Origin of the sequence: Kosakonia quasisacchari, assembly GCF_004331415.1 — a bacterium.
In the GTDB taxonomy this organism is placed as follows: domain Bacteria; phylum Pseudomonadota; class Gammaproteobacteria; order Enterobacterales; family Enterobacteriaceae; genus Kosakonia; species Kosakonia quasisacchari.
The window spans coordinates 40,346-65,281 of the sequence record NZ_SJOP01000004.1; the positions used below are offsets into that span (position 1 = coordinate 40,346).

At 53.7% G+C, this 24,936-nt stretch carries 23 protein-coding genes; 7 read left to right on the forward strand and 16 right to left on the reverse strand.

All coding sequences use genetic code 11. The annotated features are described in order from the left end of the window. Positions 1-9: 9 nt before the first annotated feature. From E0L21_RS05500 to E0L21_RS05515, 4 genes are all read right to left on the reverse strand, one after another. Positions 10-1,593 (reverse strand): GDSL-type esterase/lipase family protein, encoded by a 1,584-nt coding sequence (locus tag E0L21_RS05500; protein ID WP_131407514.1) that lies wholly within the window; start codon positions 1,591-1,593, stop codon positions 10-12. A gap of 239 nt (positions 1,594-1,832) precedes the next feature. Continuing rightward, positions 1,833-2,867, reverse strand: a complete 1,035-nt coding sequence (locus E0L21_RS05505) for an ABC transporter ATP-binding protein (RefSeq protein ID WP_131407516.1) — start codon at positions 2,865-2,867, stop codon at positions 1,833-1,835. Between the two features lies 1 nt (position 2,868). Continuing rightward, the gene (locus E0L21_RS05510) at positions 2,869-4,443 is read right to left on the reverse strand and encodes an ABC transporter permease (protein ID WP_165501879.1); all 1,575 of its coding nucleotides are present in this window, start codon (positions 4,441-4,443) and stop codon (positions 2,869-2,871) included. Positions 4,444-4,464: 21 nt separating this feature from the next. Next, the gene (locus E0L21_RS05515; protein WP_131407518.1) at positions 4,465-5,478 is read right to left on the reverse strand and encodes an iron ABC transporter substrate-binding protein; all 1,014 of its coding nucleotides are present in this window, start codon (positions 5,476-5,478) and stop codon (positions 4,465-4,467) included. A 339-nt stretch (positions 5,479-5,817) separates the two neighbouring features. On the opposite strand from E0L21_RS05515, the gene E0L21_RS05520 reads away from it, so the two are divergent. Both E0L21_RS05520 and E0L21_RS05525 read left to right on the forward strand, forming a co-directional pair. Continuing rightward, the gene (locus tag E0L21_RS05520) at positions 5,818-6,045 is read left to right on the forward strand and encodes a hypothetical protein (RefSeq protein ID WP_131407520.1); all 228 of its coding nucleotides are present in this window, start codon (positions 5,818-5,820) and stop codon (positions 6,043-6,045) included. Between the two features lie 310 nt (positions 6,046-6,355). Then, positions 6,356-8,545 (forward strand): TonB-dependent siderophore receptor, encoded by a 2,190-nt coding sequence (locus tag E0L21_RS05525; RefSeq protein ID WP_131407522.1) that lies wholly within the window; start codon positions 6,356-6,358, stop codon positions 8,543-8,545. A gap of 284 nt (positions 8,546-8,829) precedes the next feature. Here the strand turns inward: E0L21_RS05525 and E0L21_RS05530 are convergent, their stop codons facing one another. Then, positions 8,830-9,309, reverse strand: a complete 480-nt coding sequence (locus E0L21_RS05530) for a hypothetical protein (RefSeq protein ID WP_235855206.1) — start codon at positions 9,307-9,309, stop codon at positions 8,830-8,832. 435 nt (positions 9,310-9,744) lie between these two features. Here E0L21_RS05530 and E0L21_RS05535 point away from each other — a divergent pair, with 435 nt between their 5' ends. The 4 genes from E0L21_RS05535 to fucR all read left to right on the forward strand — a co-directional run bounded on the left by E0L21_RS05535 (position 9,745) and on the right by fucR (position 13,058). Next, on the forward strand, positions 9,745-10,302 hold the full coding sequence (locus E0L21_RS05535; RefSeq protein ID WP_131407523.1) for a DsbA family protein: 558 nt from the start codon (positions 9,745-9,747) through the stop codon (positions 10,300-10,302). 66 nt (positions 10,303-10,368) lie between these two features. After that, positions 10,369-11,232 carry a glutathione-dependent disulfide-bond oxidoreductase gene (gene yghU / locus E0L21_RS05540; RefSeq protein ID WP_131407525.1) on the forward strand — a complete coding sequence of 288 codons (864 nt, stop codon included), beginning with the start codon at positions 10,369-10,371 and terminating at the stop codon, positions 11,230-11,232. Between the two features lie 132 nt (positions 11,233-11,364). Next, entirely contained in the window at positions 11,365-12,351 is a 987-nt protein-coding gene (locus E0L21_RS05545) for a sensor domain-containing diguanylate cyclase (RefSeq protein WP_131407527.1), read from the forward strand. Beyond that, the gene (gene fucR / locus E0L21_RS05550; RefSeq protein WP_131407529.1) at positions 12,348-13,058 is read left to right on the forward strand and encodes an L-fucose operon activator; all 711 of its coding nucleotides are present in this window, start codon (positions 12,348-12,350) and stop codon (positions 13,056-13,058) included. The genes E0L21_RS05545 and fucR overlap by 4 nt, the downstream gene beginning before the upstream one ends. Here the strand turns inward: fucR and hybG are convergent. The 11 genes from hybG to yghX form a co-directional block, all read right to left on the reverse strand. Further along, a complete protein-coding gene (gene hybG, locus E0L21_RS05555; protein WP_017457498.1) occupies positions 13,049-13,303 on the reverse strand; it encodes a hydrogenase maturation factor HybG in 255 nt (84 codons plus the stop codon). The genes fucR and hybG overlap by 10 nt on opposite strands. 7 nt (positions 13,304-13,310) lie before the next feature. Further along, positions 13,311-13,649, reverse strand: coding sequence for a hydrogenase maturation nickel metallochaperone HypA (gene hypA / locus E0L21_RS05560; protein WP_131407531.1), 339 nt, complete (start codon positions 13,647-13,649; stop codon positions 13,311-13,313). Then, a complete protein-coding gene (hybE, locus tag E0L21_RS05565) occupies positions 13,642-14,121 on the reverse strand; it encodes a hydrogenase-2 assembly chaperone (protein ID WP_131407533.1) in 480 nt (159 codons plus the stop codon). Before hybE ends, hypA begins: the two co-directional genes overlap by 8 nt. Beyond that, positions 14,111-14,608, reverse strand: coding sequence for a HyaD/HybD family hydrogenase maturation endopeptidase (locus tag E0L21_RS05570; RefSeq protein ID WP_131407535.1), 498 nt, complete (start codon positions 14,606-14,608; stop codon positions 14,111-14,113). Before E0L21_RS05570 ends, hybE begins: the two co-directional genes overlap by 11 nt. Then, positions 14,608-16,311, reverse strand: coding sequence for a hydrogenase 2 large subunit (gene hybC / locus E0L21_RS05575; RefSeq protein WP_131407537.1), 1,704 nt, complete (start codon positions 16,309-16,311; stop codon positions 14,608-14,610). The genes E0L21_RS05570 and hybC overlap by 1 nt, the downstream gene beginning before the upstream one ends. Continuing rightward, on the reverse strand, positions 16,308-17,480 hold the full coding sequence (gene hybB / locus E0L21_RS05580) for a Ni/Fe-hydrogenase cytochrome b subunit (protein ID WP_131407539.1): 1,173 nt from the start codon (positions 17,478-17,480) through the stop codon (positions 16,308-16,310). Before hybB ends, hybC begins: the two co-directional genes overlap by 4 nt. After that, positions 17,470-18,447 (reverse strand): hydrogenase 2 operon protein HybA, encoded by a 978-nt coding sequence (gene hybA / locus E0L21_RS05585; RefSeq protein ID WP_131407541.1) that lies wholly within the window; start codon positions 18,445-18,447, stop codon positions 17,470-17,472. The genes hybB and hybA overlap by 11 nt, the downstream gene beginning before the upstream one ends. A 2-nt stretch (positions 18,448-18,449) precedes the next feature. Beyond that, positions 18,450-19,568, reverse strand: a complete 1,119-nt coding sequence (gene hybO, locus E0L21_RS05590; protein ID WP_131407543.1) for a hydrogenase 2 small subunit — start codon at positions 19,566-19,568, stop codon at positions 18,450-18,452. Positions 19,569-19,809: 241 nt separating this feature from the next. Beyond that, positions 19,810-20,097: a DUF2623 family protein gene (locus E0L21_RS05595; RefSeq protein ID WP_131407901.1), complete on the reverse strand. Its 288-nt coding sequence runs from the start codon at positions 20,095-20,097 to the stop codon at positions 19,810-19,812. A gap of 68 nt (positions 20,098-20,165) precedes the next feature. Then, positions 20,166-21,815, reverse strand: coding sequence for a methyl-accepting chemotaxis protein (locus E0L21_RS05600; protein WP_131407545.1), 1,650 nt, complete (start codon positions 21,813-21,815; stop codon positions 20,166-20,168). Between the two features lie 990 nt (positions 21,816-22,805). Continuing rightward, positions 22,806-23,693 (reverse strand): YghX family hydrolase, encoded by an 888-nt coding sequence (gene yghX, locus E0L21_RS05605; protein WP_131407547.1) that lies wholly within the window; start codon positions 23,691-23,693, stop codon positions 22,806-22,808. 165 nt (positions 23,694-23,858) lie between these two features. Between yghX and E0L21_RS05610 the strand changes: the two genes are divergently transcribed. Continuing rightward, positions 23,859-24,899: an aldo/keto reductase gene (locus E0L21_RS05610; protein ID WP_131407549.1), complete on the forward strand. Its 1,041-nt coding sequence runs from the start codon at positions 23,859-23,861 to the stop codon at positions 24,897-24,899. Positions 24,900-24,936: the final 37 nt, after the last annotated feature.

Here is a 24,936-nt window from a genome sequence, read left to right on the forward strand (position 1 = left end):
GATCTCTCCTTAGGGTTTTAATTTGTCAGCAAGCGTGGTCAATTCAGGTGTGTTACGGATCTGCTCAGCAACTATCGAAGCAACAGCTTCGGCACCTTTTTGCTGGAAATGGGTGGTATCAGGGTTGCTGCGAATACCAGAGGTTTGCGTTTTATACCAGGGGTAGCGCGGGTCGTTGGTATCCACGGCCAGCCAGTAATCCATCCAGTCGCTGGCATGCGCATTGGCGAAATCAATGGTCGCTTTTTCCAGATCGATAAGCGGTACATGGTTGCGTTGGGCGGTCTGTTTGATGGTGTCGATGTAGTTCCCGGCAAAGCGGTAACTGGGCTTTTTCACCGTATAATGGCTGCTGACCACCACATCGTCGGCTCCCTGCTGAAAGGCCGTTTTCCCGGCGCGATTTTTTACCCGCGTGGTCGGCGTAAACAGTACCGGCGTGGCGCCCGCTGCTCGCGCCAGCGTGATATAGCGCTCCAGTGAGTGCTGAAACGACAGCAACGACTCCCCTGGCGGAAACTGCGGATTACCGCTGGCATCATTGGGATAGGTGCAGAGGTTTTTCACGTCCGCCGCACCGCGCACCGCTTTGTCACCATCGCAGTTTTGATCGTTATGACCGTGGGCGATAAAGACATAGTCACCAGGGCGCAAATCACGCGCCATTTGCTGGTACCAGCCTTCATTGTAGAAATCCCGGCTGGAGCGACCGGAACGCGCGCCGTTAAGCACCACTACGCTACTATCGGCGCGGAAAAACGGCTGAAAAACCTGCCCCCACCCCATGCGCGGTAAACGGGCGACTTCATACGTGGCGGCGGTGGAGTCGCTGACCAACAAAATGCGCGTTTTCGCGCTGCTAATGGCCTGGCGATCGCGCAGTGCTCGCGGCAAATCTAACGGTTCCCACGGCCCGCTGTTCTGTAAACCGACAATCGGGCGAAAGGCGCTGTCGGTCAGCACGGCACCACCCGCCTCGCCGCTGTTGTTGTCATAGTTTCGATTGTGATTAATCACCGACAGGATCCGCGCCATACCATTGCCGGTACGAATGGGCGTCTGCACCGGATCGGCGGTTTTCGCATCCAGGCCAGATAAACGCAGTGCGTCGGCCATACCTTGACGAAAGTTAGCCAGTGGTTCGGTCAGCAGGCCGGCATTCAGCTTGCTGTTATTACCGCGCTCGACCCACTGCTGTGGGCCGATATAGCCCAACTGGCTGGCGACTTCGGAAACCAGTCTGTCGGTAAAAGGGGTGATGTTAGCGGTATTGCGGCGCTCTTTTTGCAGCGTAATCAGCAGCGAGGCCATGCAGCGCGCACGCGGTTCATCGCTTCGCAAACATGACTGCGCGGTTCCCGTGCTTTGGATGGTGGAAAGGGTTAACGGCGGTGTAAGCGAATCAACAGCCAGAGAGTAGCGTCCGTCGCTGCGCGTTTTGGTGGTGAGGCGTTTGCCGGAACTGTCGGTCACCGTCACCGATGCTCCCGCCAGCGGCGCGTCGGCAAAAACCGCGCCTTCAAGTATCGTTGCCGCATTCGCCATCACGGGCAGGCAACAAAACAGCACACTAAGTCCCAGAGGGTATTGCATGGGTCATTCTCCTGAAACAGGTTCTCCCGGCAGGCTGCACCGGTGTAATCGCGCGTTTCTGTTTCTGGAAAATGTGGCCAAGAGTGAATGCCAGCAGGTATTACAAGTCAATAAAGGCTTTTATTTTTATGGTGATACAAAACGAAATGAAGTTTTACACATGTAAAAACATTGTTTTGAGATCGGACTCAAGAATATGACAATTGATAAATCAGCCCGGCGTTAACCGGGCATCGCATTCAGCAGGGAAATACGCGGGCGCTACCGTTAACCTGAAGATTCACTTTCATACCGGGTCGCCAGTCCGGGTGGGTAATGGCTTGTAATGTCAGGCGTTCGCCACTTTGCGAAAACAGCAGCGTCAACGACGAAAGGTATCCGGCAAAATCCATATCGATAATTTGTGCCTGCGGGTAAGTTTGATGCTCATCGCACGGCAGCACACTCACCTGCTCCGGGCGCAACATAATACGACGAGCACCAGAAAGCGCGGGGTTATCCACCGCCACATCACCCAGCAGGCAGTGCGCACGCCCTTGTGCAACCTCAGCAGATAGAATCAGCGCGTCGCCCAAAAACAGCGCCGTCTCCTCATCAACCGGCTGTGAATAAACGGCGAATGGCGATCCTACTTGTGCAAATCGGCCGTGGCGGATCACCACAATCTGGCTGGCGAAGGAGAGCGCCTCTTTCTGATCGTGAGTCACCAGAATAGAAGCAACGCCTGCTTCGGTCAGCAAATCCGCCGTGGCTTTACGAGTGGCGGCGCGCAAGCCAGTGTCCAGCGCCGAAAACGGTTCGTCGAGCAACATCAGCGCCGGTTTCTGTGCCAGCGCTCTGGCCAGCGCCACCCGCTGCTGCTGACCACCCGAGATCTCATGCGGCCAGCGCGCCGCCAGTTTACTGTCCAGCGACACCATAGCCATCAACTCGTCTACACGGCGTTGCTTCTCGTGGCGCGAACCTTTGAGCCCCCAGGCAATATTGTCCCCCACGCGAAGGTGCGGAAATAACGCCCCTTCTTGCGGCACAAAGCCAATGTTGCGTTGGTGGGCCGGGACAAACTGGCCGTCGCCAAACAACGTTTTTCCCTGCAAGACGATCCGCCCGCTGTCCGGCATTTCAAACCCGGCGATCAAACGCAGCAATGTGGTTTTCCCCGACCCGGACGGGCCGACAATCGCCGTGCGGCTACCCGCAGGGATCACCAGATTCACATCATCCAGCACGCGCGCGGCGGCAAAGCTTTTCGAAATTGTTGCCAGTTCTAACATCTTAAAGACCCGAAAGTTTTTGTGATTGCTTATACAGCAGGCCGGTCAACGGCAAGGAAATCAAAATCATCAGCAACGCATAAGGCGCAGCCGCCACGTAGTCGATCTCGCTGGTCAGCGCCCAGAACCCTGTGGCGAGCGTGCGCGTGCCAAGTGGGGAAAGCAGCAGCGTGGCGGTCAGTTCCGTGCTCACGCCCAAAAAGACTAATGCCGCAGCGGTAGAGGCGCCCGGTGCAGCCAGCCGCAGCGTGACAGTCACCAGCGCTCTGCCTGGCGATGTGCCAAGGCTTTGCGCCACCTGCTCAAGCTCGACCGGCGCTTGCGCAATCCCGGCGCGTAAGTTGATCAACGCTCTGGGCATAAACATCAGCAGCCAGGCGAGAAACAGCGTCACTTCAGTCTGGTAAATCGGGCGAGCGTAATGAATGGTCACAGTGACCAGCGCCAGCGCCACCACAATGCCAGGCAATGCGCTGGTGATGTAATTACAGCCTTCGAGAAAGCGAAATACGCGGCGCGGATGGCGCACCGAGAGCCACGCCGTCGGAATGGCGAACGCGGTAGTGATCAGCGCCCCGCAAACGGCCAGAAAAAGGGTCTGGCGCAGTGAAAGCCAGAGATCGGCGCTGTGCCAGTTATCCAGCCCGCCGAGCCACAACCAACGGCCAAGCACGGCAAGCGGCGTACCGAATGACAGCACAACCGCGCACGCCGCCAGTAATAGCCCCAGCCCGCAACTCCAGCGCCCAAGCGCGCGGCGCTGTTGCTTACGCGCGGAACCAGAGCCTACCCGCGCATAGCGCGCTTTACCACGCACCGTCGTCTCCAGCAGCAGCAACGCCAGGCAGCAGAGCGCCAGCACACCGGCGAGCATATTGGCGGCCGGGCCGCTGAACGTTGACTGAAATTGATCGTAAATCGCGGTGGTAAAGGTATCGAAGCGGATCATCACAAACAGGCCATATTCCGCCAGCAAGTGCAGCGCCACCAGTAGCGCACCACCGCAAAGCGCCAGCCGGAGCTGAGGTAAGATCACGCAAAAGAAGATCCGCCACGGCGGAGTGCCAAGCGATGCCGCAACATCCTCAAGGCTGGGATCGAGGCGGCGCAACACGGCAGCGACCGGCATATAAATAAACGGGAAATAAGCCAGCACCGCGATAAACACCGCGGCAGGTAGCCCATTAAACGCGGGCAAAACGCTAACCCAGGCATAGCTTTGCACAAAAGCAGGGATCGCCAGCGGTGCAACCGCCAGCATGGCCCATATGCGTCTGCCGGGCAGCGACGTCCGTTCAGTGAGCCACGCAAGCGATGTGCCAAGCGCGACGCTTGCGGGTACAGCAAGGGCGATCAACCAAAAGGTGTTGACGAGCAACTCACCCACACGCGGGCGAAAAATGAGCGCCTGCACCGTCGCCCAACCGGTATCAATACCGACACCGATGACAAAACCAACGGGCAGTAAAGCAAGCGCCGCGACGAAAAGGGCAAATACCACCAGCACCCGCGAAGGGCGGTGCCGGGCGGCCTGGCTGGCCGCGTTGCTTGCCGCCGGGAGACTTAAACTGGACATCAGGCACTCATTCCTGCGTGATTACAAAAGACCGGCTTCGGTCATTAATTCGCTGACTTTTTTACTGTTAAGCGCAGAGGGTTCCACTTTTGGTGCATCTAATTGCGCCAGCGGAACCAGTTTTTCGTTAGACGCCGCGCCGTTGCCTACGGCATATTCAAACGCGGTATTGGTGCGCAGCATTTCCTGGCCCTGCTTGCCAGTGACCCATTTGATAAACGCCTGCGCCTGTTTCTGGTGTTTGCTGGATGCTAAAACGCCGCCGCCAGAGATGCTAACGAACGCGCCCGGATCCTGATGTTTAAAGTAGTGAAGCTGAGTATTTTTGCTGTTCTCGCCGGTTTTGGCCTGATCGACAAAGTAGTAGTAGTGATAAATCACGCCGCCGTCGATCTGCCCGGCATTGACCGCTTTCATCACCGTGCTATTGCCTTTGTAAGGCACAAAGTTGGTTTTCATCGCTTTCAACCAGTCGAGCGTGGCTTTTTCGCCTTTCAGTGTCAGCATCGCGCTGACAATCGCCTGGAAATCGGCGCCTGAAGGCGACGCCGCCCAGCGGCCTTTCCATTCCGGCTTGGCTAAATCCATGATCGACGCAGGTAACTGCGAAGCAGAAAGTTTCGCCGGGTTATAGACAAAAACGGTGCTGCGCGCGGCAATGCCAATCCAGCGGCCATGCGCCGGGCGGAACTGAGCCGGGACCTGTTTCAGCGTATCCGCATTGAGCGGCGCAAAAAGCCCGGCGTTATCGACCAACGTCATCGCCGGGGAGTTTTCCGTCAGAAACACATCCGCTGGCGAAACTTTGCCTTCCTGCACCAGCTGGTTACCCAGCTCCGTGTCGCCGCCGTTACGCAGCGTAACTTTGATGCCGGTTTCTTTGGTGAATTCGTCGACCCAGGATTTAGTCAGGTTTTCGTGCTGCGCGTTATAGACCACAATACCGTCGTCGTTGTCGGCGAACGCTGCGGGAGCAGCAAAAACTGAAGAGATGACCAGTGCAAGTGAACAGAGCGGCAAAAAGCGGTTCTTCATCATCATTCCTTTTAAATTATGTGTAATAGTCAGCACATGCGAGCCCGGCTGGATTTTAATCGTAGCGGAAATGAAATGAGAATCAAAATTATTATCAAAATAGTGAGTTTGAAATTAAATATCATCAAAATTTAAAAAATGAATTATTCCTCCAGTAAACAACTGCAAGGCGCTCAGAACATTAAGATAACCTTAAATCAAGAGAAATAGGCTAACGATTATTAATCCGGCGTATCTGACACCCGTGGCTTTCTTTTCCGGGGATAACAAATTAACATCAGATTGAGTGGGTTTAATACCAAACATCGCAAAACAACCTGCACAGGTAAGACAATAATTATGAAAAATAAAAAGATAGATACAATGGCAAAAGTGGCTATGCGCAGCAGGGGGTTGTCTGTAAAAGAAAAACGCGTGCGTTATCAGGGTAAGATATTTACCTTTAAATATGTTTCTGATCGCTATGAGGTCTTTTTTGAAGGCGAAAAAGTGGATGCCATCGAAACAGAGAACATCAATCAGGCGATCGCGAATTTTAAAGAAAAGCACAACAAAACGAAGCGCTAAGCAACGCTAAATACCTTTTCATCCGCCAGTATTGCGTCAGCCAATAAATATCAGCCACCTTATTATACCGGGCGGTATTATTATCGAACCCGGTGCCTTCCCCGATCTCCGTCTGCTCAGACACAAGAATAAAACCCTAAAAACCCAATGGAAATCACCGGGTTATTACAACATTTTTTTACATAAATCGTTTACATGGTAACGATAACTCATATCATCTTGATAATCGCTATCAATAAGTAGCGATATCGCTTGCGGCACAGGAGGATCAGCGCCGCCGTACTTCTGATAAATCAGGATCACCATAACAATGAAATCTCGTTACCTTTGGGCATTAAACCCTTGTTTATTGATGATGTTTTGCGCTCACGCCTCGGCGGAAAGTCAAAAAGAAGAGACGCTAGTCGTTGCTGCCAGCCGTGCAAACCACAGCGTTACGGATATGGCGCAAACCACCTGGGTCATTGAGCAGGCTGAAATAGAGCAACAGGTTCAGGGCGGCAAAGAGTTAAAAGAGGTCCTGGCACAGTTAATTCCTGGCATGGACGTCAGCAGCCAGGGACGCACCAATTACGGCATGAATTTGCGCGGTCGCTCAATGATGGTGATGGTCGACGGTGTACGTCTGAACTCGTCCCGCAGCGACAGCCGCCAGCTCGATGCTATCGATCCTTTTAACATTGAGCGCATCGAAGTGATTTCCGGCGCGACATCGCTTTACGGCGGCGGCAGTACCGGCGGTTTAATCAATATCGTCACCAAAAAAGGCCAGCCGGAAACGCAGGTTGAGTTTCAGACCGGCGCGAAAAGCGGTTTTAACAGCCATAACGATCACGACGAGAACATCGCGGCCGCGGTCAGCGGTGGTAACGATAACGCCTCGGGTCGTCTTTCCGTGGCGTACCAGCGTTATGGCGGCTGGTATGACGGCAAAGGCAATGAAGTGAATATCGATAACACGCAAACCGGTTTGCAGTACTCAGACCGCCTGGATGTCATGGGTACTGGCACACTGAATATCGACGATCATCAGCAGTTGCAGCTCACCACGCAGTATTACAAAAGTCAGTCTGACGGTAAGCACGGTCTCTTCCTTGGCGAGAACTTCTCGGCAGTGCGCGGCTCAGGCAACGCTTATAACAAAAGTAATCTTGATTCCGACCGCATCCCCGGCACCGAACGCCACTTAATCAACCTGCAATACGCCAATAGCGATTTCTGGGGCCAGGATTTACTGGCACAGATTTACTACCGTGACGAAAGCCTGACTTATTACCCGTTCCCGACGCTTTCCGGCGGCTCGGTGACCAGCATTGGCGCATCGCAGCAGAAAACCGATTTCTACGGCGGCAAACTCACCCTGAATAGCAAACCACTGGAAGACCTGACATTAACCTGGGGCGTGGATGCCGAACATGAAACGTTCGATGCCAACCAGCAGTTTTTCAATCTCAGCAAAGCCGCCGCCAGCGGCGGGATGAAACTGGATAACGCTTACAACGTCGGACGCTATCCCGGTTACAGCATCACTAACCTCGCGCCGTTCCTGCAAAGCAGCTATGACATCTCGGCCATCACTCTGAGCGGCGGTGTGCGCTACCAGTACACGGAAAACAGAGTCGATGACTTTGTGGGCTACGCGCAGCAACAGGCTATCGCCACCGGCAAAGCGACCTCGGCGGACGCCGTGCCAGGCGGCAAAACGGATTACAACAATCTGTTGTTCAACGCGGGCATCCTCGGCCACCTGAGCGAACGCCAGCAGTTGTGGTTTAACTTCTCGCAAGGCTTCGAAATCCCGGACCTGGCGAAATATTACGGTTCCGGAACGTACAAACTGGAAAACGGCCACTACCGTCTGGTTAACAGCGTCAACGTTAACGATTCGAAACTGGACGGCATCAAAGTAAATGCCTACGAGCTGGGCTGGCGCTACACCGGTGACAGTCTGCGTACGCAGATCGCTGCTTACTACTCGCTTTCAAATAAAACCATCAACATCAACAAAAGCGACATGACCATCAATACTGAAGATGATCAGCGTCGTATTTACGGTGTGGAAGGCCAGGTCGATTACTTCTTTAGCAACAGCGAGTGGAGCACCGGCGCGAACTTTAACGCCATCAAGTCGCAAACCCGCGTCGATGGCAAGTGGCAGAAATTAACGGTGGATAGCGCCAGCCCGTCGAAAATGAGCGCGTGGGTCAACTGGGCACCAGGCGACTGGACGCTACGCCTGCAAGGCACACAGACATTTGATCTTTCTGACGCCGATGGGAAGCATATTGACGGGTACAACACTGTTGATCTGCTCGGCAGTTATCTTCTGCCTGTCGGTAAGTTGAGTTTTAGCGTTGAAAACCTGCTGGATGAAGATTACACCACCGCCTGGGGACAACGCGCACCGGGTTTATACAGCCCAACTTACGGCGCTGCGGGTTTATATACCTATAAAGGTCGCGGTCGTACTTTTGGCCTGAATTATTCCGTTCTGTTCTGATGACATGTGCCGCCTGTATATCAGGCGGCACACTCTTCTTTATTCACGCCCCATAAAACGCGAAAAAGCCGATATCCTCAGCCATTATTTTACTGAAAATATATCGTATTATTTTTGCCTTAAGCCAAATAGATGACTGTGGCTACTCTATTTCCCGGACAGCGAATGACAAATATAAGATATATTGAATCAACAACCGCCAAATATAAGATCAAGATATAGATACTGAATTAATACAGTGAACAACAATAACCCTAAAATAAGACAGGATTTACTTGAGATCTTTATTGCATATCCGTCGGTTCAGATTCGCCCGCCGTTATCTGCGTTTGCTGCACTACCGCTTTCGCGTCCAGTTCTTGTTGCTCAGCTACGCGTTTCTCTTTCTGTAGCTGCGCAGTGGCTAACTCTTGTTGCGTCACTTTTTTACCTGAAAACGCATCAACCATTTCCGTTCTGCCGTCCGGATATTTAACGATGGTCACCAGCCGTCCGCCAAATTGCGGAATACCGGTCATCGCCAGTGAATAATCAATTTCATGATTATCTACCTTTTTCTTTTCCTGAACCTGCTGCTCGGCTTTTATCTCATTGCTGTGTTTGTGTTTTTCTGCACGGCTGGAGAGCGTCACTTTGGTGCTCTCATCATGCGAAGCGCTATTTGCCGCACCGTTGTCCGCATGAGCCGCCGATTTAGGATTTGTGTTTTCTTTTGTTGTGGCAAGGTGCGGGCTTGCCTGAATCGCCTGAATCTCCTGCATCATTATCTCCGCTATCAATGACCAGATATTCCGCCAAATGACTCTGCCTGAGCCGAAAAAAAGATCCTCATAACGATTATCGACAGGCGAAAGAAACAGATTAATAACAAATAGCGCTGAAACAGGATGATTTACATACAAAAATTAAATAAGCACCCGATATTTAATAAAACAATAATTTTACTTAAATCAGTTGGATATTAAAAAATATATGTTAAGTCAGGGTATATAATTAAAAGCAGAAGCGAAGCCCATGTTTATCACTAAATTTTAACAAACAGATTTCCCTGCCAGCGCGCAACACTTTAACGCCCGTACCAGAAAAATAACGCAACCGCGTTACTGCTTAACCGCATCGGCGGCAAAGCGTCTTTCCCCTGCCTGCGGCATGCTGCTACTCTTTGAAACGCGAAAAAATATTAAATATCAGGAGTGAAAATGAGCCAACAACCGCTACATGCCGCCCCGCTCAGTTGGGGTCACGGCCCACGTACGTTCGAGGTATTTATCGAACCTACTTGCCCTTTTTCTGTACGCGCGTTTAACAAACTGGACACGCTGCTACAACACGTCGGCGAGGATAACGTCACGGTGAAAATCCGCCTGCAATCACAGCCGTGGCACCTGTTTTCCGGTGTGATTGTCCGTTGTATCCTCGCGGCATCGACGCTTGCAGACGGCAAAAACGCCGCGCATAAAGTGCTGCAAGCGGTTGCCGATCATCGCGAAGAGTTTGAATTTACTGACCACTGCAGCGGCCCGAATATGCACACCACGCCGCAGCAAATCATTGAACGCATCGAACAGTACAGCGGGGTGCAACTGGCTGAGGCCTTTGCCCGTCCTGAGCTGCAAACCGAGATCAAATGGCACAGCAAATACGCACGCCAGAATGGCATCCATGTTTCGCCAACCTTTATGGTTAACGGGCTGGTGCAGGCCGATCTCGGTAGCGGCGACGACATTGAGGTCTGGGCGCAACGTATCCTCGCCTGAGACGACTGCTACACTGCTTTGCAAGCGCTTAACTTCTTCAACACATCAACGAAAAGGCAGGCCAAAATGTCAGACAACTATCAGCCCCCCAAAGTCTGGACGTGGGATAAATCCGGCGGCGGTGCGTTTGCCAATATCAACCGCCCGGTTTCCGGTCCAACGCATGACAAAGCATTGCCGGTTGGCAAACATCCGTTACAGCTCTATTCGCTCGGTACGCCGAACGGCCAGAAAGTGACCATTATGCTGGAAGAGTTACTGGCGAAAGATGTCAGTGCCGCAGAGTACGACGCGTGGCTGATTCGCATCGGCGAAGGCGATCAGTTCTCAAGTGGGTTTGTCGACGTTAACCCGAACTCCAAAATCCCGGCGCTGCGCGACCACAGCACCACACCGCCGACGCGGGTGTTCGAATCCGGGGCAATCCTGCTCTATCTGGCGGAAAAATTCGGTCACTTCCTGCCAAAAGATCCGGCTAAACGCACCGAAACGCTGAACTGGCTGTTCTGGCTGCAAGGTTCCGCGCCTTTCCTCGGCGGCGGTTTTGGCCACTTCTATAACTATGCGCCGGTGAAGATCGAGTACGCGATCAACCGCTTTACGATGGAAGCCAAACGTCAGTTGGACGTGCTGGATAAGCAACTGGCGCAGCACACGTTTGTTGCCGGGGATGAGTACACCATCGCCGATATGGCGATCTGGCCGTGGTACGGCAATGTGGTGCTGGGCAACACCTATAACGCAGCGGAATTCCTCGACGCGGGCAGCTACCAAAATGTCCAGCGCTGGGCGAAAGCGATTGCAGACCGCCCGGCGGTGAAACGTGGGCGCATGGTTAACCGCACGTTCGGCGAACCAAGTGAGCAACTGCATGAACGCCACGACGCCAGCGATTTCGACACGCAAACCGAAGATAAACGCAACGCCTGATCTTGCACACCGGGCGGCATTCCGCCCGGTTTCTCCCGCCATACTCCACACCTTCTGCTCTTTTTTTCACACCATATTTACATAACCGAAATAACTGGTAAGAATGCCTTTTATTTACCCGTAGCCCGCCAAATGTCTGAAAACGCGCTAAAACAGCAGATCCAGAATCTAAAAAAGCACAACGCCCGGCTGGTGCGGATTGCGCGCGATGCGCGCAATAAACTCAGCGCCGCGCTCGACGGCACCGGGCTATGTTTGTGGCAACTGGATGTGCCCAGCGGCAAGCTCATCATCTTTAACCGCCGCTGGGGATCAATGCTTGGCTATCAGCCAAAAGCGCTGAGCGCCCATTTTGATGTCTGGCGCGATCACCTGCATGAAGAGGATCGCCAACAGGTGCTGGATGCGTTTTATGATCATTTGCATGGCAAAACGCCGTTTTACGAAGCGTTGCACCGCATGCGGCATAAAAACGGTACCGTGACCTGGGTGCTCGATCGCGGCCGTGTAACCGACAGGGACGACAACGGCGCGCCGCTGAAAGTGACCGGCACGCATATCGATATGACCAAAGAGAAGCAGTACGAAGAGCAACTGGCTCTGCTTGCAAACCACGATCCACTGACCGGCCTTGCGAATCGTCACGCGCTACTGCAACACTTCGCTGAACTCAGTCTCGCCGGACCGCTGTGTGTGGCATTTATCGATCTGGATGATTTCAAAGCAGTAAACGATACCTTCGGCCACCGCAGCGGCGATGAGTTGCTGATTCAACTCAGCCAGCGTCTGCGCGATGCCTGCCCACAGGGAGCTGTTGTTGGGCGGCTCGGTGGCGATGAGTTTGTCTTGCTGCTGCCCTTTGCACTCAGCAGCCTGCTGATTAATAGCACCGCGCATAGCTGTTTACGCACCATACTCTGTCCCTTCGAGCTGGATAATGGCGAAGCATCGGTAGGCGCGTCGATAGGAATTGATGAAGTGCAAACCGGGGATGATTTTGTCAATGCGCTGAAACGCGCCGATCGCGCGATGTATCACATCAAGCACACCGGTAAAAACGGCGCGGCTATTGGCAAAATCCTGATTTCACTCTCGCCACGGCATGAGGAAACGCCATGAAGCACGCGCGCCAGCAAGCGATTCTGCAGCTTCTCACCAACCAGCACAGCATCACAACCCTGGCGCTGGCGGCGCAGTTGAATGTCAGTGTTGAAACCATTCGCCGCGATCTGAATGCGCTGCAAACAGAGGGGAAAATTGTGCGTCGCCACGGTCGGGCAAGCACGCTGCATGATGGGGGTGAACCCTTTCGCACTCGGCTGAAAAGTCACTATGCGGATAAAGCCGACATCGCCCGCCACGCACTTAACTGGGTAGAACCCGGCATGGCGCTGGCGCTGGACGCCAGCTCGACCTGTTTTCATCTGGCGCGGCAGTTACCGGATATCCCACTGACGGTATTGACCAACAGCCTGCCGGTCTGCCAGGAGATGGCGCGCCGCGAACACATTGAGCTTATCTGCTCGGGCGGCTGGCTGGCGCGCACGGAGCGTTGCTACGTGAACCCCGCACTTGCAAGCCTGCTGAAATCGCTGGAGATTGATCTGTTTATCTTCTCCTGCGAAGGCGTGGATGCGCGCGGCGATATGTGGGATTCCACCCGCCATAATGCGGCGTTCAAAGCCCAGCTGTTACGCCGGGCGCAGCAATCATTACTGTTGATTGATAAGAGTAAATTCTATCGCGCCAGCGAAGCAAAGATCGGCAATTTGTCGCAGGTTACGCAGATGGTGACCGACGCCAACATCGACGCGCTTCAGCGCTGAGGCGCAAACGCTTCGATTTCCATGTTTCGCAATGCTTCCAGCGTCGCCAGCGCTTCATGTTCATCTATCACGCTCATCGCAAAACCGACATGCACCAGTACCCATTGTCCCAGCAATTCACGCGGTGAATCCTCGCACACCAGCGCGATATTGACGTCGCGGCGTACGCCGCACACATCCACCTGCGCCAGTTGATGAAAATCATCGCCAACGGCCACCACCTGACCCGGTACGCCTATACACATCTTCGCCTTACTCCACTTCGATACTTTTGATCTGCACGCCGTCGCTGCGCTCAATATGCAGCGTCGGGCAGTGGCAGAGCGGGCACTCATCATGCCGCTCGGCTTCCACAGTCTGGCTGCAATTCCAGCACCAGGCTTGCGCCGGTTTATGGATGAGATGCAGTTCACAACCCTGCGCCAGTGTCTCACGGCAGGCAATATCAAAACCAAACCGTAATGCGCTCTCTTCCACGCACGCCAGCGCGCCGATCTCCAGCCATACGCCAGTTACACGCTTCGCGCCGTTTTGCCGTGCCTGCTGTTCAATGATCTCCACCGCGTTTTGGCACAGGGATAACTCATGCATGCACTTTGTCCCGCAACCCTTGCAGCAGCGCGCGACGGCTTACTGCTGCATCGGTCACTGGCAATGAAAGCGCCATTTTCAGGCAGTTTTCGGCAAGTGCGATGCCAGCATCAGCGGATAATCCCCGATCGAGTGGCGACATTAGCGAGCAGCTCAGGTATTGCCCCACCGCCGGTAATTCCCCGACGGTAAAGGTCATTTCGCCATAGGGCAGTTGCAGCCCCAGCCGCTGACTCATCGGTCGACGAGGCCAAAGCTGCTGCGGGCCGGGGTAGATTTGCACACTCAGCATCCACGGCGTAAGCACGCAGCCCAACCACTGCCCTTCAAACAGGGTGAACGGTGTGACATACACCGGCATCGTTGCATGGACAAACGGCAGACCGTGCATCTCCTGTTCTGCAATCGCCATAAAGGCCGCCTGCACTTCGCGGTGCGGCGAAACATCAAACCCCATCACCTCATCTTGCATGTTCAGCCTCCCGTAAAACAGGCACCACGCCAGATTCACGCAGCGCCTCCAGCACCGCCTGTAGCGCGGTTTCCAGGCTCGCTTCCACCACCGGCGTCATGCCGATATGCGGCTCCAGCGAGGCGGGAATAATACCAATCAGCGTCAGTTTTTTCGGAAACTCTCCGGTAAAACGCAACGCCGACAGCACATCCGATAATCCCAACTGATGCGGCGAAATTTTATTGCTGAACAACGTCGGCACTTCGTCATCGCGCAGGCAGATAACGGCGCCTGGCTCGCTTTTGCGGCTGACCACCGCATCGGCGATGATCAAGTGATCGCGGTTAGCCATTGCCTCAAGCAGTTCCATACCCGCCGTGCCGCCGTCCAGCACCTCGACATGCTCAGGCAGACGGTAACGCTGCTCAAGCGCTTCCACCACCCGCACACCAATTGCCTCGTCGGTGAGCAAAATATTGCCCACGCCTAACACTAAAATCGACATCACAGCACCTTCACCGACACCACATCATTGCCATCGGCATCGACCACATGCACCGCACACGACATACAGGGGTCAAACGAATGAACGGTGCGCACCACTTCCAGCGGTTTTTGTGGATCGGCAATTGGCGTACCCACCAGCGACAGTTCATAAGGGCCAGCATCGTCGTTGAAGTTGCGTGGCCCGGCGTTCCAGGTTGACGGCACTACCGCCTGGTAGTTATCGATCTTGCCATCTTTGATAACAATCCAGTGGGAGAGCATACCGCGCGGTGCTTCAAGGAAGCTGACGCCTTTAAACTCTCCGCTGGCGGGGATCTCCGTATGGGCAATGGTTTGCACATCGCCTTTGCCAATGTTGTCTATCAACGCCTGATACTGCTGCTGCAAGACCTGGTGTAACTCGCAGGCATGCACGGTGCGCCCGATAATGCGCCCCAGTGTAGAGTGCAGCTGTTCCACCGCCACCGTTTTACCGGTGAGCTTCTGGTAAATGGCGGTGATGTCATGCAATTTTTCCGTCGTTGCCGGGTGTTTCGCCGCCAGCTTACAGAGCATATTGGCGAGCGGCCCCACTTCGACCGTTTTGCCGTAAAAAGTGGGCGATTTAACCCAGGAATATTTGCCCTCTTCCTGCCAGCCGGTGTACTGCGGCAGCGTGGTGCCCTGCCACGGTTCCTGCGGTGCTTCGTCTTTATACCAGGCGTGTTTGGCGCTCTCCTGAATGCCTTTAATCAGGAAAGGATCGGTGTGGGTGTTGATTTCACGGTAGGTCGCAAGATCGGCGTTTTCGATGTACCCACCGGCAAACAGGAAGCTGCCATTGCTGGCATCGGTGGGGAATTCCGGCGCGCTCAGGTAGTTCACCGCGCCTTTACCGAGCGTGAGCCATTCAGGGTAAAACGCCGCAATAACCGCCGTATCGACTTTGTAAACCTGTTCAATAAACCCTTCCAGCTTGTCGATAAACGACTTGAGATACATCAGGCGTTCGAGGTTCAACACTTCAATGCCATCAAGGTTTATCGGGTTGGCAACGCCACCAACCGCCAGGTTCTGAATGTGCGGCGATTTACCGCCGAGCAGCGCCACAATGCGGTTAGCGTCACGCTGGCACTCCAGCGCTTGCAGGTAGTGCGCCACGGCAATCAGGTTCACTTCCGGCGGCAACTTCATCGCCGGATGCCCCCAGTAGCCATTGGCAAAAATGCCCAGTTGACCGCTGGCGACCAGCGCTTTGATCTTCTCCTGCACCGCTTTGAAGTCGTTTTCGCTATTAAGCGGCCAGTCAGAAATCCCCTGTAACATCGCGGCGGCTTTCGCCGGATCGGCATGTAACGCGCTGGTAATATCGACCCAATCAAGCGCCGAAAGCTGATAGAAATGGACGATATGGTCGTGAATCGAGTGGGCAGCCAGAATGATGTTGCGAATGTACTGGGCGTTGCGCGGCACCTTCACATCGAGCGCGCTTTCTACTGCCCGCACCGAGGCAATGGCGTGGATGGTGGTACAAACGCCGCAAATGCGCTGCATGATTATCCATGCGTCGCGCGGATCGCGGTTTTTGACAATCTCTTCCATCCCGCGCCACATGGTTCCTGACGACCAGGCCTTTGATACAACGCCGTTTTCAATTTCGCAATCAATGCGTAAATGACCCTCAATACGGGTGACCGGATCAATGGTGATACGTTGACTCATGCTTTACTCGCCTCATGTCGCGCAGGTGTTTTTAACGGAGGAATAATCGGCAACAGACGTATCAGTAAGATGTACGCACAGACTTCAATTGCCACAAAACCGATGGAAATCAATAACTCTTCCGCTGTCGGGAAGTAGTGGTAGCCGTTGCCGGGATTAAAGGCCAACAGCGAATAAGAGAGCCGCCACAGCGCACAGCCGAGCAGCATGCTTAATGCGCCAAGGAACAAAAAGCGGGAATCACGGCGCAGACGCGGCGCGCGCAGGATCAACAGCGGCAAGGCCAGCAGCGCAATTTCCAGCCAGAACATCAGGCTATAAAAATCCCCGGCGAACGCGTAATGCCATTTGTCACGCCAACTGATCTCACCCACACGCAGGACCAGGAAAAGCGCTAACAGCACGCTTAAGATGCCAATCAGCTTGCCAAACAACCGCTTCTCATTCGGCCCGTTGCCACGCAGGCTGGCCTGCATTAATGAGCCTTCGAAAATGACAATCGAGAAGCCCATGATAAACGCGGTCAGCAGCGAGAAAACCGGCAGCATTTCATAGCTCTGCCACAGCGGGTAAACCTTATATCCGGCGGCAATCATCAACGAGCCCATTGACGACTGGTGCATGGTCGGCAGCAGCGCGCCAAGCGCGATAATGAAAAACATCACTTTATTAAGACGGCGCAGCGAGACTTTCCAGCCGAGCCTTTCCAGCAGCGCTGGCGCGAACTCCAGCGCCATCACGCCGATGTAAATGGTCATGCAAACGGCGGTTTCAAACAGCACCGAATTGACGTTGAAATGGCCAGGAATATAGAAGTAAGGCAGGTTCCAGTAGCGCCCGACATCGATGGTGATGGACAAGCCGCCCAGCGAGTAACCAAACAGGCTGCACAGTAGCGCCGGGCGTACCAACGGGTGGTAATCACCACGGTTAAAGACATACACCGCCCATGCCAGCGCCCAACCGCCACAGGCAAAACCAGTGCCGATCAGCAAATCAAACGCGATCCAGATCCCCCACGGATAACCGCCATTCAGATCCGATACGGATCCGAGCCCGAAGATCAAACGCTTGAGGATAAAGATCGCGCATAGCACGATCAGTGGAGCGAACAGCAGCACCGGTTTACTCAGCAGTTTGCCGCCCATCGCTTGTGGATCATGACTCATGATCGCCTCCGTCATGCTTGTCGCGGGTATTGCGGCGCACCAGTGCGGTCAGCCCAACCAGCACGGCGAGCGGCAACATCATGCCTTTGTACACCGTATGCTGAACGTGCTCAGAGCGTGCGCCGGTTGCCAGCTCGTCCAACTCCGGCAGCCCCAGTTCCTGATAAGGAACCCCGGTCAGCACCAGCACCTGCGTGCCGCCGCCCTCTTTCTCACCGTACAGATGCGGATAGTAGCTGGGCACGTTATGCACGTAGGTGTCGTTGGCGTTCAACGTCTGGCGCGGGTAGCGGTATTCAGAGCCGGGTTTCATCGCGAGACGTTTTTTGGCTTCAGCAAGCAGCTCTTCACGCGTACCGAAAATCACCGCGCCCGCAGGGCATACTTCAACACAACCGGGCAGCTCGCCGTTATCCAGACGCGCCACGTCTTTCTGGTTGCAGAGTTCGCATTTATGCAGCGCGCCGAAGGGGTTGTTGTAGTCATACTTCGGCACATCGAACGGACAGGCGACCATGCAGTAGCGGCAGCCGGTACAGACGCTGGCGTCGTAGTGAACGATGCCGGTTTTGGTGTCTTTTTTCAGAGCCTGCACCGGGCAGACGGAGACACAGTTGGCATCCACGCAGTGCATACACTGCTTTTTGATATAGGCGTAGCCATCGCGCAGCTGGTCTTTGTTTTCCCCGCTGCCGCTGTGCCAGACCTGAATAATGTTGTTGGTGTAGGGCGAAAGTTTGTCGTTATTCGACCAGGTTTGCTCGCCCTGCGGATTACGCCGTGGCGTGTTAATTTCCTGGCAACGCGTCACACAGGCCTGACAACCGACACAGAGCGTGGAGTCGTACAACATCCCCAACGAGCCGGGGATCGGCGGACGGTTTTGCGCGGCGGCAAAACTCGCGGACGATCCCCCCACCAGCAGCGCCCCGCCGGACGCCACTTTGAGAAAATCACGTCTGTTCACGGCTAGTCTCCCTGCGAATCCGCGTCGTTTTTCTTCTGCTGGCGACCCAGTTCACGCACGGTCATCACGCCGACACCCGCGACCAGACCCACGACGCCACCCAGCAAACCCACGGCGCTTGCCGAAACGGTGCCGCCCTCTTTCAGGTTGACGTCGGGTTTCTCGGCGCGCGGTGTAGGGTTATCCACATGCGCAAGCTGGGAGATGCCTTTATGAAAGCCAACCCCTTCTTCGTTGCAGCCGTAGCATGGGTGACCAATGGCAACGGGCCAGACGCCGCCCACATCGCAAAACTGCAACGTTGAACAGTTGCCCCAGGTTTCCGGGCCTTTGCAGCCTAAGTGGTACAAGCACCAGCCTTCGCGATGCCCCTGATCGCCGTACGCTTTCGCAAAACGTCCGGCATCAAAATGCGGCCGACGTTCGCAGTGCTCGTGAATTAAGCGCCCGTAGGCAAAGCGGGGACGGTTTTTGGCGTCAAGCGCCGGAGGTTTGCCGAAGGTGATGATATGCGCCACCGTGGCAAGAAAGTTTTGTGGATTTGGCGGGCAGCCGGGAATGTTGATGACCGTTTTGCCAGGCAACACCTCTTGCAGACTGACCGCGCCTGTCGGGTTAACGCCTGCTGCTGCCACACCGCCCCAGGCGGCGCAGGAGCCAATGGCGATAATCGCCGCCGCGTTTTCCGCCGCTTTACGAATATGGTCGACAATCGGTTCGCCGGCCACCATGCAGTAAACACCGCCGTCTTTCATGGGAATCGAGCCATCGACCACCAATACGTACTGGCCTTTGTACTGCTCCAGCGCACGGTGTTTATTCTCTTCAACCTGGTGACCAAACGCGGCAGAAAGCACTTCGTGGTATTCCAGCGAAATGGTTTCCAGCACAAGATTTTCTACGGTGGGATGCGTCGCGCGAAGCAGCGATTCGGTACAGCCTGTGCACTCCTGCGCACCGATCCAGATAACGGGAGGACGCTGAGGATGGCTAACAGCTTCGGCCATCTCGGCAGCGGCCTTGCCGCTTAATCCCATGGTCGCCGCAAGTGCGGCGCACAGCTTCATAAAATCACGACGGCTCACACCCTGAGGTGCAAATTGTTGGTTCTCTCCTGCCATTTATTGTTATCCCTTAGCCTGGACTAGGATTATTCTCCACCTATTTGGCAGATGAATGCTGCGATCGCCCCGACAAATAATCACATAAAAAACAAGGTCATTATGCAAAAAGCCGGTGCAGGTTGCAGTAGCCATAGAGAAATTAGGGATTTAGAGGCACAAAACGGCAAAAAAAAATGAAAGTCACCCTCGACAAAAGTGACCTTCACAAAGAGAACGACATATTGAGCAAAGCTTATTTTTAGATTTCGAGACGGTAACCCGCCATAAAAAATCGGATCACAGTGCTGGAGTGGTTCTCGCGAAAGAAATCCATCACCATCTCCTTATCCAGCCCGTAGCGACGCGTAAGAATGCCTGCCTCCCACGCGCTGAGTTGACGATCGCCCGTCTTTTCAAACATACGATGCGAAAACCCGAGTACAAAGCCACGCTTATAGTCCGGGCAGAAATGCGCCACGTTACTGGCGCTGTCCGCCTGCGCCGCATTCAACCCGGCCATCAAACCCTTACCAAAATGGTTGTCCATCATTATCACCCCCACAAACGCTATATAAAAAATTATATAACGATCTTTCGTGGCGGCGATAGCGCGGATTAAAACGCAACCCACTCATCCGACGATGCTGCCGCTTTACGCGGTGCCCCGCGTGATAAATCCGGTTTTAGCAGCGCGGTGGCTGCGGGTTTCTGTTGCTCGTCGCTGGAGAGGCGGAACTGCTGAACGGAACGTTGCAGCTCTTCGGTCTGGCGCTCCAGCGCTGCGGCTGCGGCGGAAATCTCCTCAACCAGCGCGGCGTTCTGCTGCGTTACGCTGTCCATCTGGGTAATTGCCACGCCCACCTGAGAGATGCCTTTACTCTGCTCATCCGTCGCAGAAGCTATCTCTTTCATAATGGTGGTCACTTCTCTCACCGCCCGCAGAATACTTTCCATGGTGGTGCCGGTGTCATTGACCAGTTTCGCGCCTTTCTCTACGCGCGAAACGGAATCCGCGATCAGCGTTTCGATCTCTTTCGCCGCGCCGGCACTGCGGCTGGCGAGGTTACGCACTTCACCCGCAACCACCGCAAAGCCGCGACCTTGCTCACCCGCACGCGCCGCTTCCACAGCAGCGTTGAGCGCAAGAATGTTGGTCTGGAAGGCGATGCTGTTAATCACGTTGGTGATTTCGGCGATTTTCTTCGAGCTGTCAGAGATACCATCCATCGTGCTGATCACTTCTTTTACCAGCGCGCCGCCTTTGCTGGCGGTAGTCGAGGCAACTTGCGCCAGCTCGCTGGCCTGGCTTGCGTTATCCGCGTTCAGTTTTACCGTTGAAGTCAGCTCTTCCATGCTGGCAGCGGTTTGTTCCAGCGCCGCGGCCTGCTCTTCCGTGCGGGAAGAGAGATCGTTATTGCCGGTGGAGATCTCGGATGCGCCGCGCCAGATATTTTCGCTGCCGCTGCGGATGCTGCTTACCGCTTCACGCAGGCTATCCTGCATCGCTAGCAGCAGCGGGATCACCTGACCTACGCAGTTGCGCCCCATATCTTCCAGTGGCTGGCTGAGATCGCCCTGCGCCATCAAACGGAAATGCGCGCGAATGCGGTTCAGCGGTTTCACCAGCATGGCGACCAGATAGCGGTCGGTGAACAGCAGGATCAGCAAACCAATCACCATCGCAGTAATAATCGCCACGCGAGTGACGCTGGTGCGTCCATCGACCATCACGCGAGTCTCATCAAGCGTGGCGCTGGCGGCTTTATTAAAGCTTTCCGTCGCCGTACCAAAGCTGCGGCTCAAACCCGGCGTGACATTATTGGCCTGCTGGCGGTACGCCTCTGGCGTGCCTTGCTGCGCAAGCTGCATCTGCGGAGTTACCCCTTGATCCAGCAACGCCTGCCAGGAGGCAATGACTTGTTCGGATACTTTGGCATCCATTGGGCCTGGCGATACGGCTTTAAACTCAGTCAGTTTGCGCGACATGGTGTCCAGCGCTTGTTGCACCGGCGCCATATCTGGCGAGCCACCCGCAGCTTTGGCTTCCATTACGCGGCTAAGACGAGTAACAAACCTAAAGTACTGATCATTACCCTGGCCAAGGAGGGTCATTTGTGTCACAAGCTGGCGATCGATTTCATTGCCATCAGCCACTTTTGACAGGGAAAAAACGCTATACAGACCGACGCCAGACCACAGCACGCCGAAGATCCCGAGGATCACCAGCATTACGGCTCGTATAGTAAAGTTGCGAAGCATATTCATAATATTATCCTTGCGGTAATGGTGCTTTCTCGCCTGCGGGCGAGAGTTATCTCCATTTATCGGCAAGGTGAGGAAAATATTAAATGTCTGGCTAAAAATTTTTGTATGAAAACAGCGTTGACCTTTTCTCTTTCTTCTGCCACTTAAGCCACCACTAAAACGATTATTCTGCTAACTTTATTTCACCATTAATGTGATTAACACCAATGAAAACCGCTAACAAAGATAACAATAACTCATTAATTTTTAACGATATTTACACTTATGACTCTATTATTAAAATAGCCATAAATATGATGATAGAGAAAAATCCAATTATTAAAACCCTGTGTCATGAAATTTAAAACCACAATTAAAAAATAAAAATACCGTCAGGAAATGATATAAAAAACACGCATGAATATAGCGATAATAGTTATTATCATCATTTGAAAAATACCGATAAATATCACTAATCATTAGCTGAAAATTTTAAAAAAATAAGAGTTAAGCAGGCTTTAAACACTTGTGAAGCGATGTTAAAAAAGATGTTTTTTTACGCAATGCAACCCCATGGCAAGGCAGGTAAAGGGACAGGGAAAATGTTAAAACCCAATCATGTCGCGGTCTGTAGAGGTGCTGCGGCTCACGTACTTTGCTCTGTCATGCATTAGCCGTTGTGACAAAACCTCCACAGCGGATTATTTTTGTATACATTTATAAATATAATGAATAGCTCGCAACGATTTAGCTCGCGACGATTTCTTAGCCGCTTTTCCAGGAATTTTCGCAGAAAGAAAGGGTTCCTAAAGTAAATTAAACACGCTTTTTTGCCTGCCAGGAAAATTCAGAAAACCAAGGGCATTGCGTTAATTATCTATTATCTTAAATTACTGAAGTAAAAGCCTGAAAATAATTGCTTATATCTTTAATTTACGCTAAAAAACAAACAACATTCGACATATTCATCTTTTTTCATGTTTCACGGCATCCCTGCCAATACAGCAACAGCTAGGTGAGATACTTTTTGAACCAATCCAGGGTGCGTTGCCAGGCCAATTCAGCGGCCGCCTTATCGTATCGTGGTGTCGAATCGTTGTGAAAACCGTGGTTAACGCCGGGATAAACCCACGCTTCGTAAACTTTTTGGTTGGCCTTTAACGCCTGTTCATAAGCAGGCCAGCCATCGTTGATGTTCTTGTCCAGCGCAGCGTAATGCAGTAACAACGGCGCGTTGATTTTCGCGACATCCACAGCCGGAGGTTGTCGGCCATAAAAAGGTACCGCGCACGCCAGCTCAGGGTAAGCCACCGCCGCCGCGTTTGACACGCCGCCGCCATAGCAAAAACCGGTGATCCCCACTTTGCCACTCGCATCCGGGTGCTTTTGCATAAACTCGATGGCGGCAAAGAAATCATTCATCAGCTTTGTCGGGTCGACTTTCTGTTGCAAGGCGCGACCGTCATCATCGTTACCCGGATAACCGCCCACGGAGCTTAAGCCATCCGGTGCCAGCGCAATGTAACCTGCTTTGGCGACGCGGCGAGCCACATCTTCGATATACGGATTTAACCCACGGTTTTCATGTACCACCACCACAGCCGGCACTTTGCCCTGCGCTTTCGTCGGTTTGACCAGGTAGCCACGCACATCGCCATGCCCGTTCGGCGACGGATAAGTAATGTATTCAGCATGAATGTCCGGATCGGTGAATTCCACCTGCGTTGCCAGCGCGTAGTTCGGTTTCAATAAGTTGAACAGCGCCAGCGCCGTCATGCCACCCACCGCATATTTACCCGCCAGCTGTAAAAACTCTCGCTTATTGATCTTGCCGTGTGCGTAGTAGTCGTAGTAATCGAGTAACTCCTGGGGGAAATCTTTCGCCGTTAAACGTGTCATCGCTTGTCTCCGTCTTTTTATGCCTCTCTAAGCAAAGCATAGCGTTCCGCTTTTCGCTCAAAAAACGTCCAGACACAACCTCATCTTTTGATGTGCAGAAAACAGACGTAAGATAGAAACGTTGTTTCGAATTTTCATCGATAAGATTAAAAGAAAGGAGACATCATGCCTGATTTCGCCAACCCGAATCGCTACGAACAGATGCAGTATCGATACTGCGGCAAAAGCGGCCTACAACTGCCCGCGCTTTCGCTCGGTTTGTGGCACAGTTTTGGGCACGGGCACGCCCTGGACTCACAGCGCGCGTTGCTGCACAAAGCGTTTTCCCTCGGTATTACCCACTTTGATTTAGCCAATAATTACGGACCACCTGCTGGCAGCGCGGAAGAGAACTTTGGCCGCTTGCTGCGTGAGGATTTTGCCGCATACCGCGACGAGATAATTATCTCCACCAAAGCTGGTTACGATATGTGGCCAGGACCGTATGGTTCCGGTGGTTCACGTAAGTACCTGCTTGCCAGCCTCGATCAGAGCCTGAAGCGGATGGGTGTTGAGTACGTTGATATCTTTTACTCGCACCGGGTTGATGAAAAAACGCCGATGGAAGAGACAGCATCTGCGCTGGCACAAGCGGTGCAGAGCGGTAAAGCGCTGTATGTCGGCATCTCTTCCTACTCCACTGAACGCACACAGCAGATGGCGGCGCTACTGCGCGAGTGGAAAATCCCGTTGCTTATCCACCAGCCCTCTTACAACCTGCTGAATCGCTGGGTGGATAAAACCGGCCTGCTGGATACGCTGGAAGATAACGGCGTGGGTTGCATTGCCTTTACTCCGCTGGCGCAAGGGTTGTTGACCGGCAAATACCTGAACGGTATTCCGGAAGGTTCGCGTATGCAGCGTGAAGGCAAAAAAGTGCGCGGCCTGACAGAGAAGATGCTGACAGAGGGCAATCTCAACAGTTTGCGCTTGCTCAATGAGATGGCGCAGCGCCGTGGACAGTCGATGGCGCAAATGGCGCTGAGTTGGCTGTTAAAAGACGCGCGAGTCACGTCGGTGCTGATTGGCGCGAGCCGCCCGGAACAGCTCGAAGAGAATGTTCAGGCGTTGAACAACCTGAGTTTTAGTACAGAGGAGTTGGCACAGATCGATAAGCACGTTGCCGATGGCGAGCTGAATCTGTGGCAGGCTTCATCAGATAAGTAAAACGGCATTGCCGGGCGGCAGGACGCGGCCCGGCAAT

Coding starts and splice junctions, on each gene's coding strand:
- E0L21_RS05500 (WP_131407514.1), bottom strand. CDS start 1,593: ATGCAATACCCTCTGGGACTTAGTGTGCTGTTTTGTTGCCTGCCCGTG.
- E0L21_RS05505 (WP_131407516.1), bottom strand. CDS start 2,867: ATGTTAGAACTGGCAACAATTTCGAAAAGCTTTGCCGCCGCGCGCGTG.
- E0L21_RS05510 (WP_165501879.1), bottom strand. CDS start 4,443: ATGTCCAGTTTAAGTCTCCCGGCGGCAAGCAACGCGGCCAGCCAGGCC.
- E0L21_RS05515 (WP_131407518.1), bottom strand. CDS start 5,478: ATGAAGAACCGCTTTTTGCCGCTCTGTTCACTTGCACTGGTCATCTCT.
- E0L21_RS05520 (WP_131407520.1), top strand. CDS start 5,818: ATGAAAAATAAAAAGATAGATACAATGGCAAAAGTGGCTATGCGCAGC.
- E0L21_RS05525 (WP_131407522.1), top strand. CDS start 6,356: ATGAAATCTCGTTACCTTTGGGCATTAAACCCTTGTTTATTGATGATG.
- E0L21_RS05530 (WP_235855206.1), bottom strand. CDS start 9,309: ATGATGCAGGAGATTCAGGCGATTCAGGCAAGCCCGCACCTTGCCACA.
- E0L21_RS05535 (WP_131407523.1), top strand. CDS start 9,745: ATGAGCCAACAACCGCTACATGCCGCCCCGCTCAGTTGGGGTCACGGC.
- yghU (WP_131407525.1), top strand. CDS start 10,369: ATGTCAGACAACTATCAGCCCCCCAAAGTCTGGACGTGGGATAAATCC.
- E0L21_RS05545 (WP_131407527.1), top strand. CDS start 11,365: ATGTCTGAAAACGCGCTAAAACAGCAGATCCAGAATCTAAAAAAGCAC.
- fucR (WP_131407529.1), top strand. CDS start 12,348: ATGAAGCACGCGCGCCAGCAAGCGATTCTGCAGCTTCTCACCAACCAG.
- hybG (WP_017457498.1), bottom strand. CDS start 13,303: ATGTGTATAGGCGTACCGGGTCAGGTGGTGGCCGTTGGCGATGATTTT.
- hypA (WP_131407531.1), bottom strand. CDS start 13,649: ATGCATGAGTTATCCCTGTGCCAAAACGCGGTGGAGATCATTGAACAG.
- hybE (WP_131407533.1), bottom strand. CDS start 14,121: ATGCAAGATGAGGTGATGGGGTTTGATGTTTCGCCGCACCGCGAAGTG.
- E0L21_RS05570 (WP_131407535.1), bottom strand. CDS start 14,608: ATGTCGATTTTAGTGTTAGGCGTGGGCAATATTTTGCTCACCGACGAG.
- hybC (WP_131407537.1), bottom strand. CDS start 16,311: ATGAGTCAACGTATCACCATTGATCCGGTCACCCGTATTGAGGGTCAT.
- hybB (WP_131407539.1), bottom strand. CDS start 17,480: ATGAGTCATGATCCACAAGCGATGGGCGGCAAACTGCTGAGTAAACCG.
- hybO (WP_131407543.1), bottom strand. CDS start 19,568: ATGGCAGGAGAGAACCAACAATTTGCACCTCAGGGTGTGAGCCGTCGT.
- E0L21_RS05595 (WP_131407901.1), bottom strand. CDS start 20,097: ATGGACAACCATTTTGGTAAGGGTTTGATGGCCGGGTTGAATGCGGCG.
- E0L21_RS05600 (WP_131407545.1), bottom strand. CDS start 21,815: ATGAATATGCTTCGCAACTTTACTATACGAGCCGTAATGCTGGTGATC.
- yghX (WP_131407547.1), bottom strand. CDS start 23,693: ATGACACGTTTAACGGCGAAAGATTTCCCCCAGGAGTTACTCGATTAC.
- E0L21_RS05610 (WP_131407549.1), top strand. CDS start 23,859: ATGCCTGATTTCGCCAACCCGAATCGCTACGAACAGATGCAGTATCGA.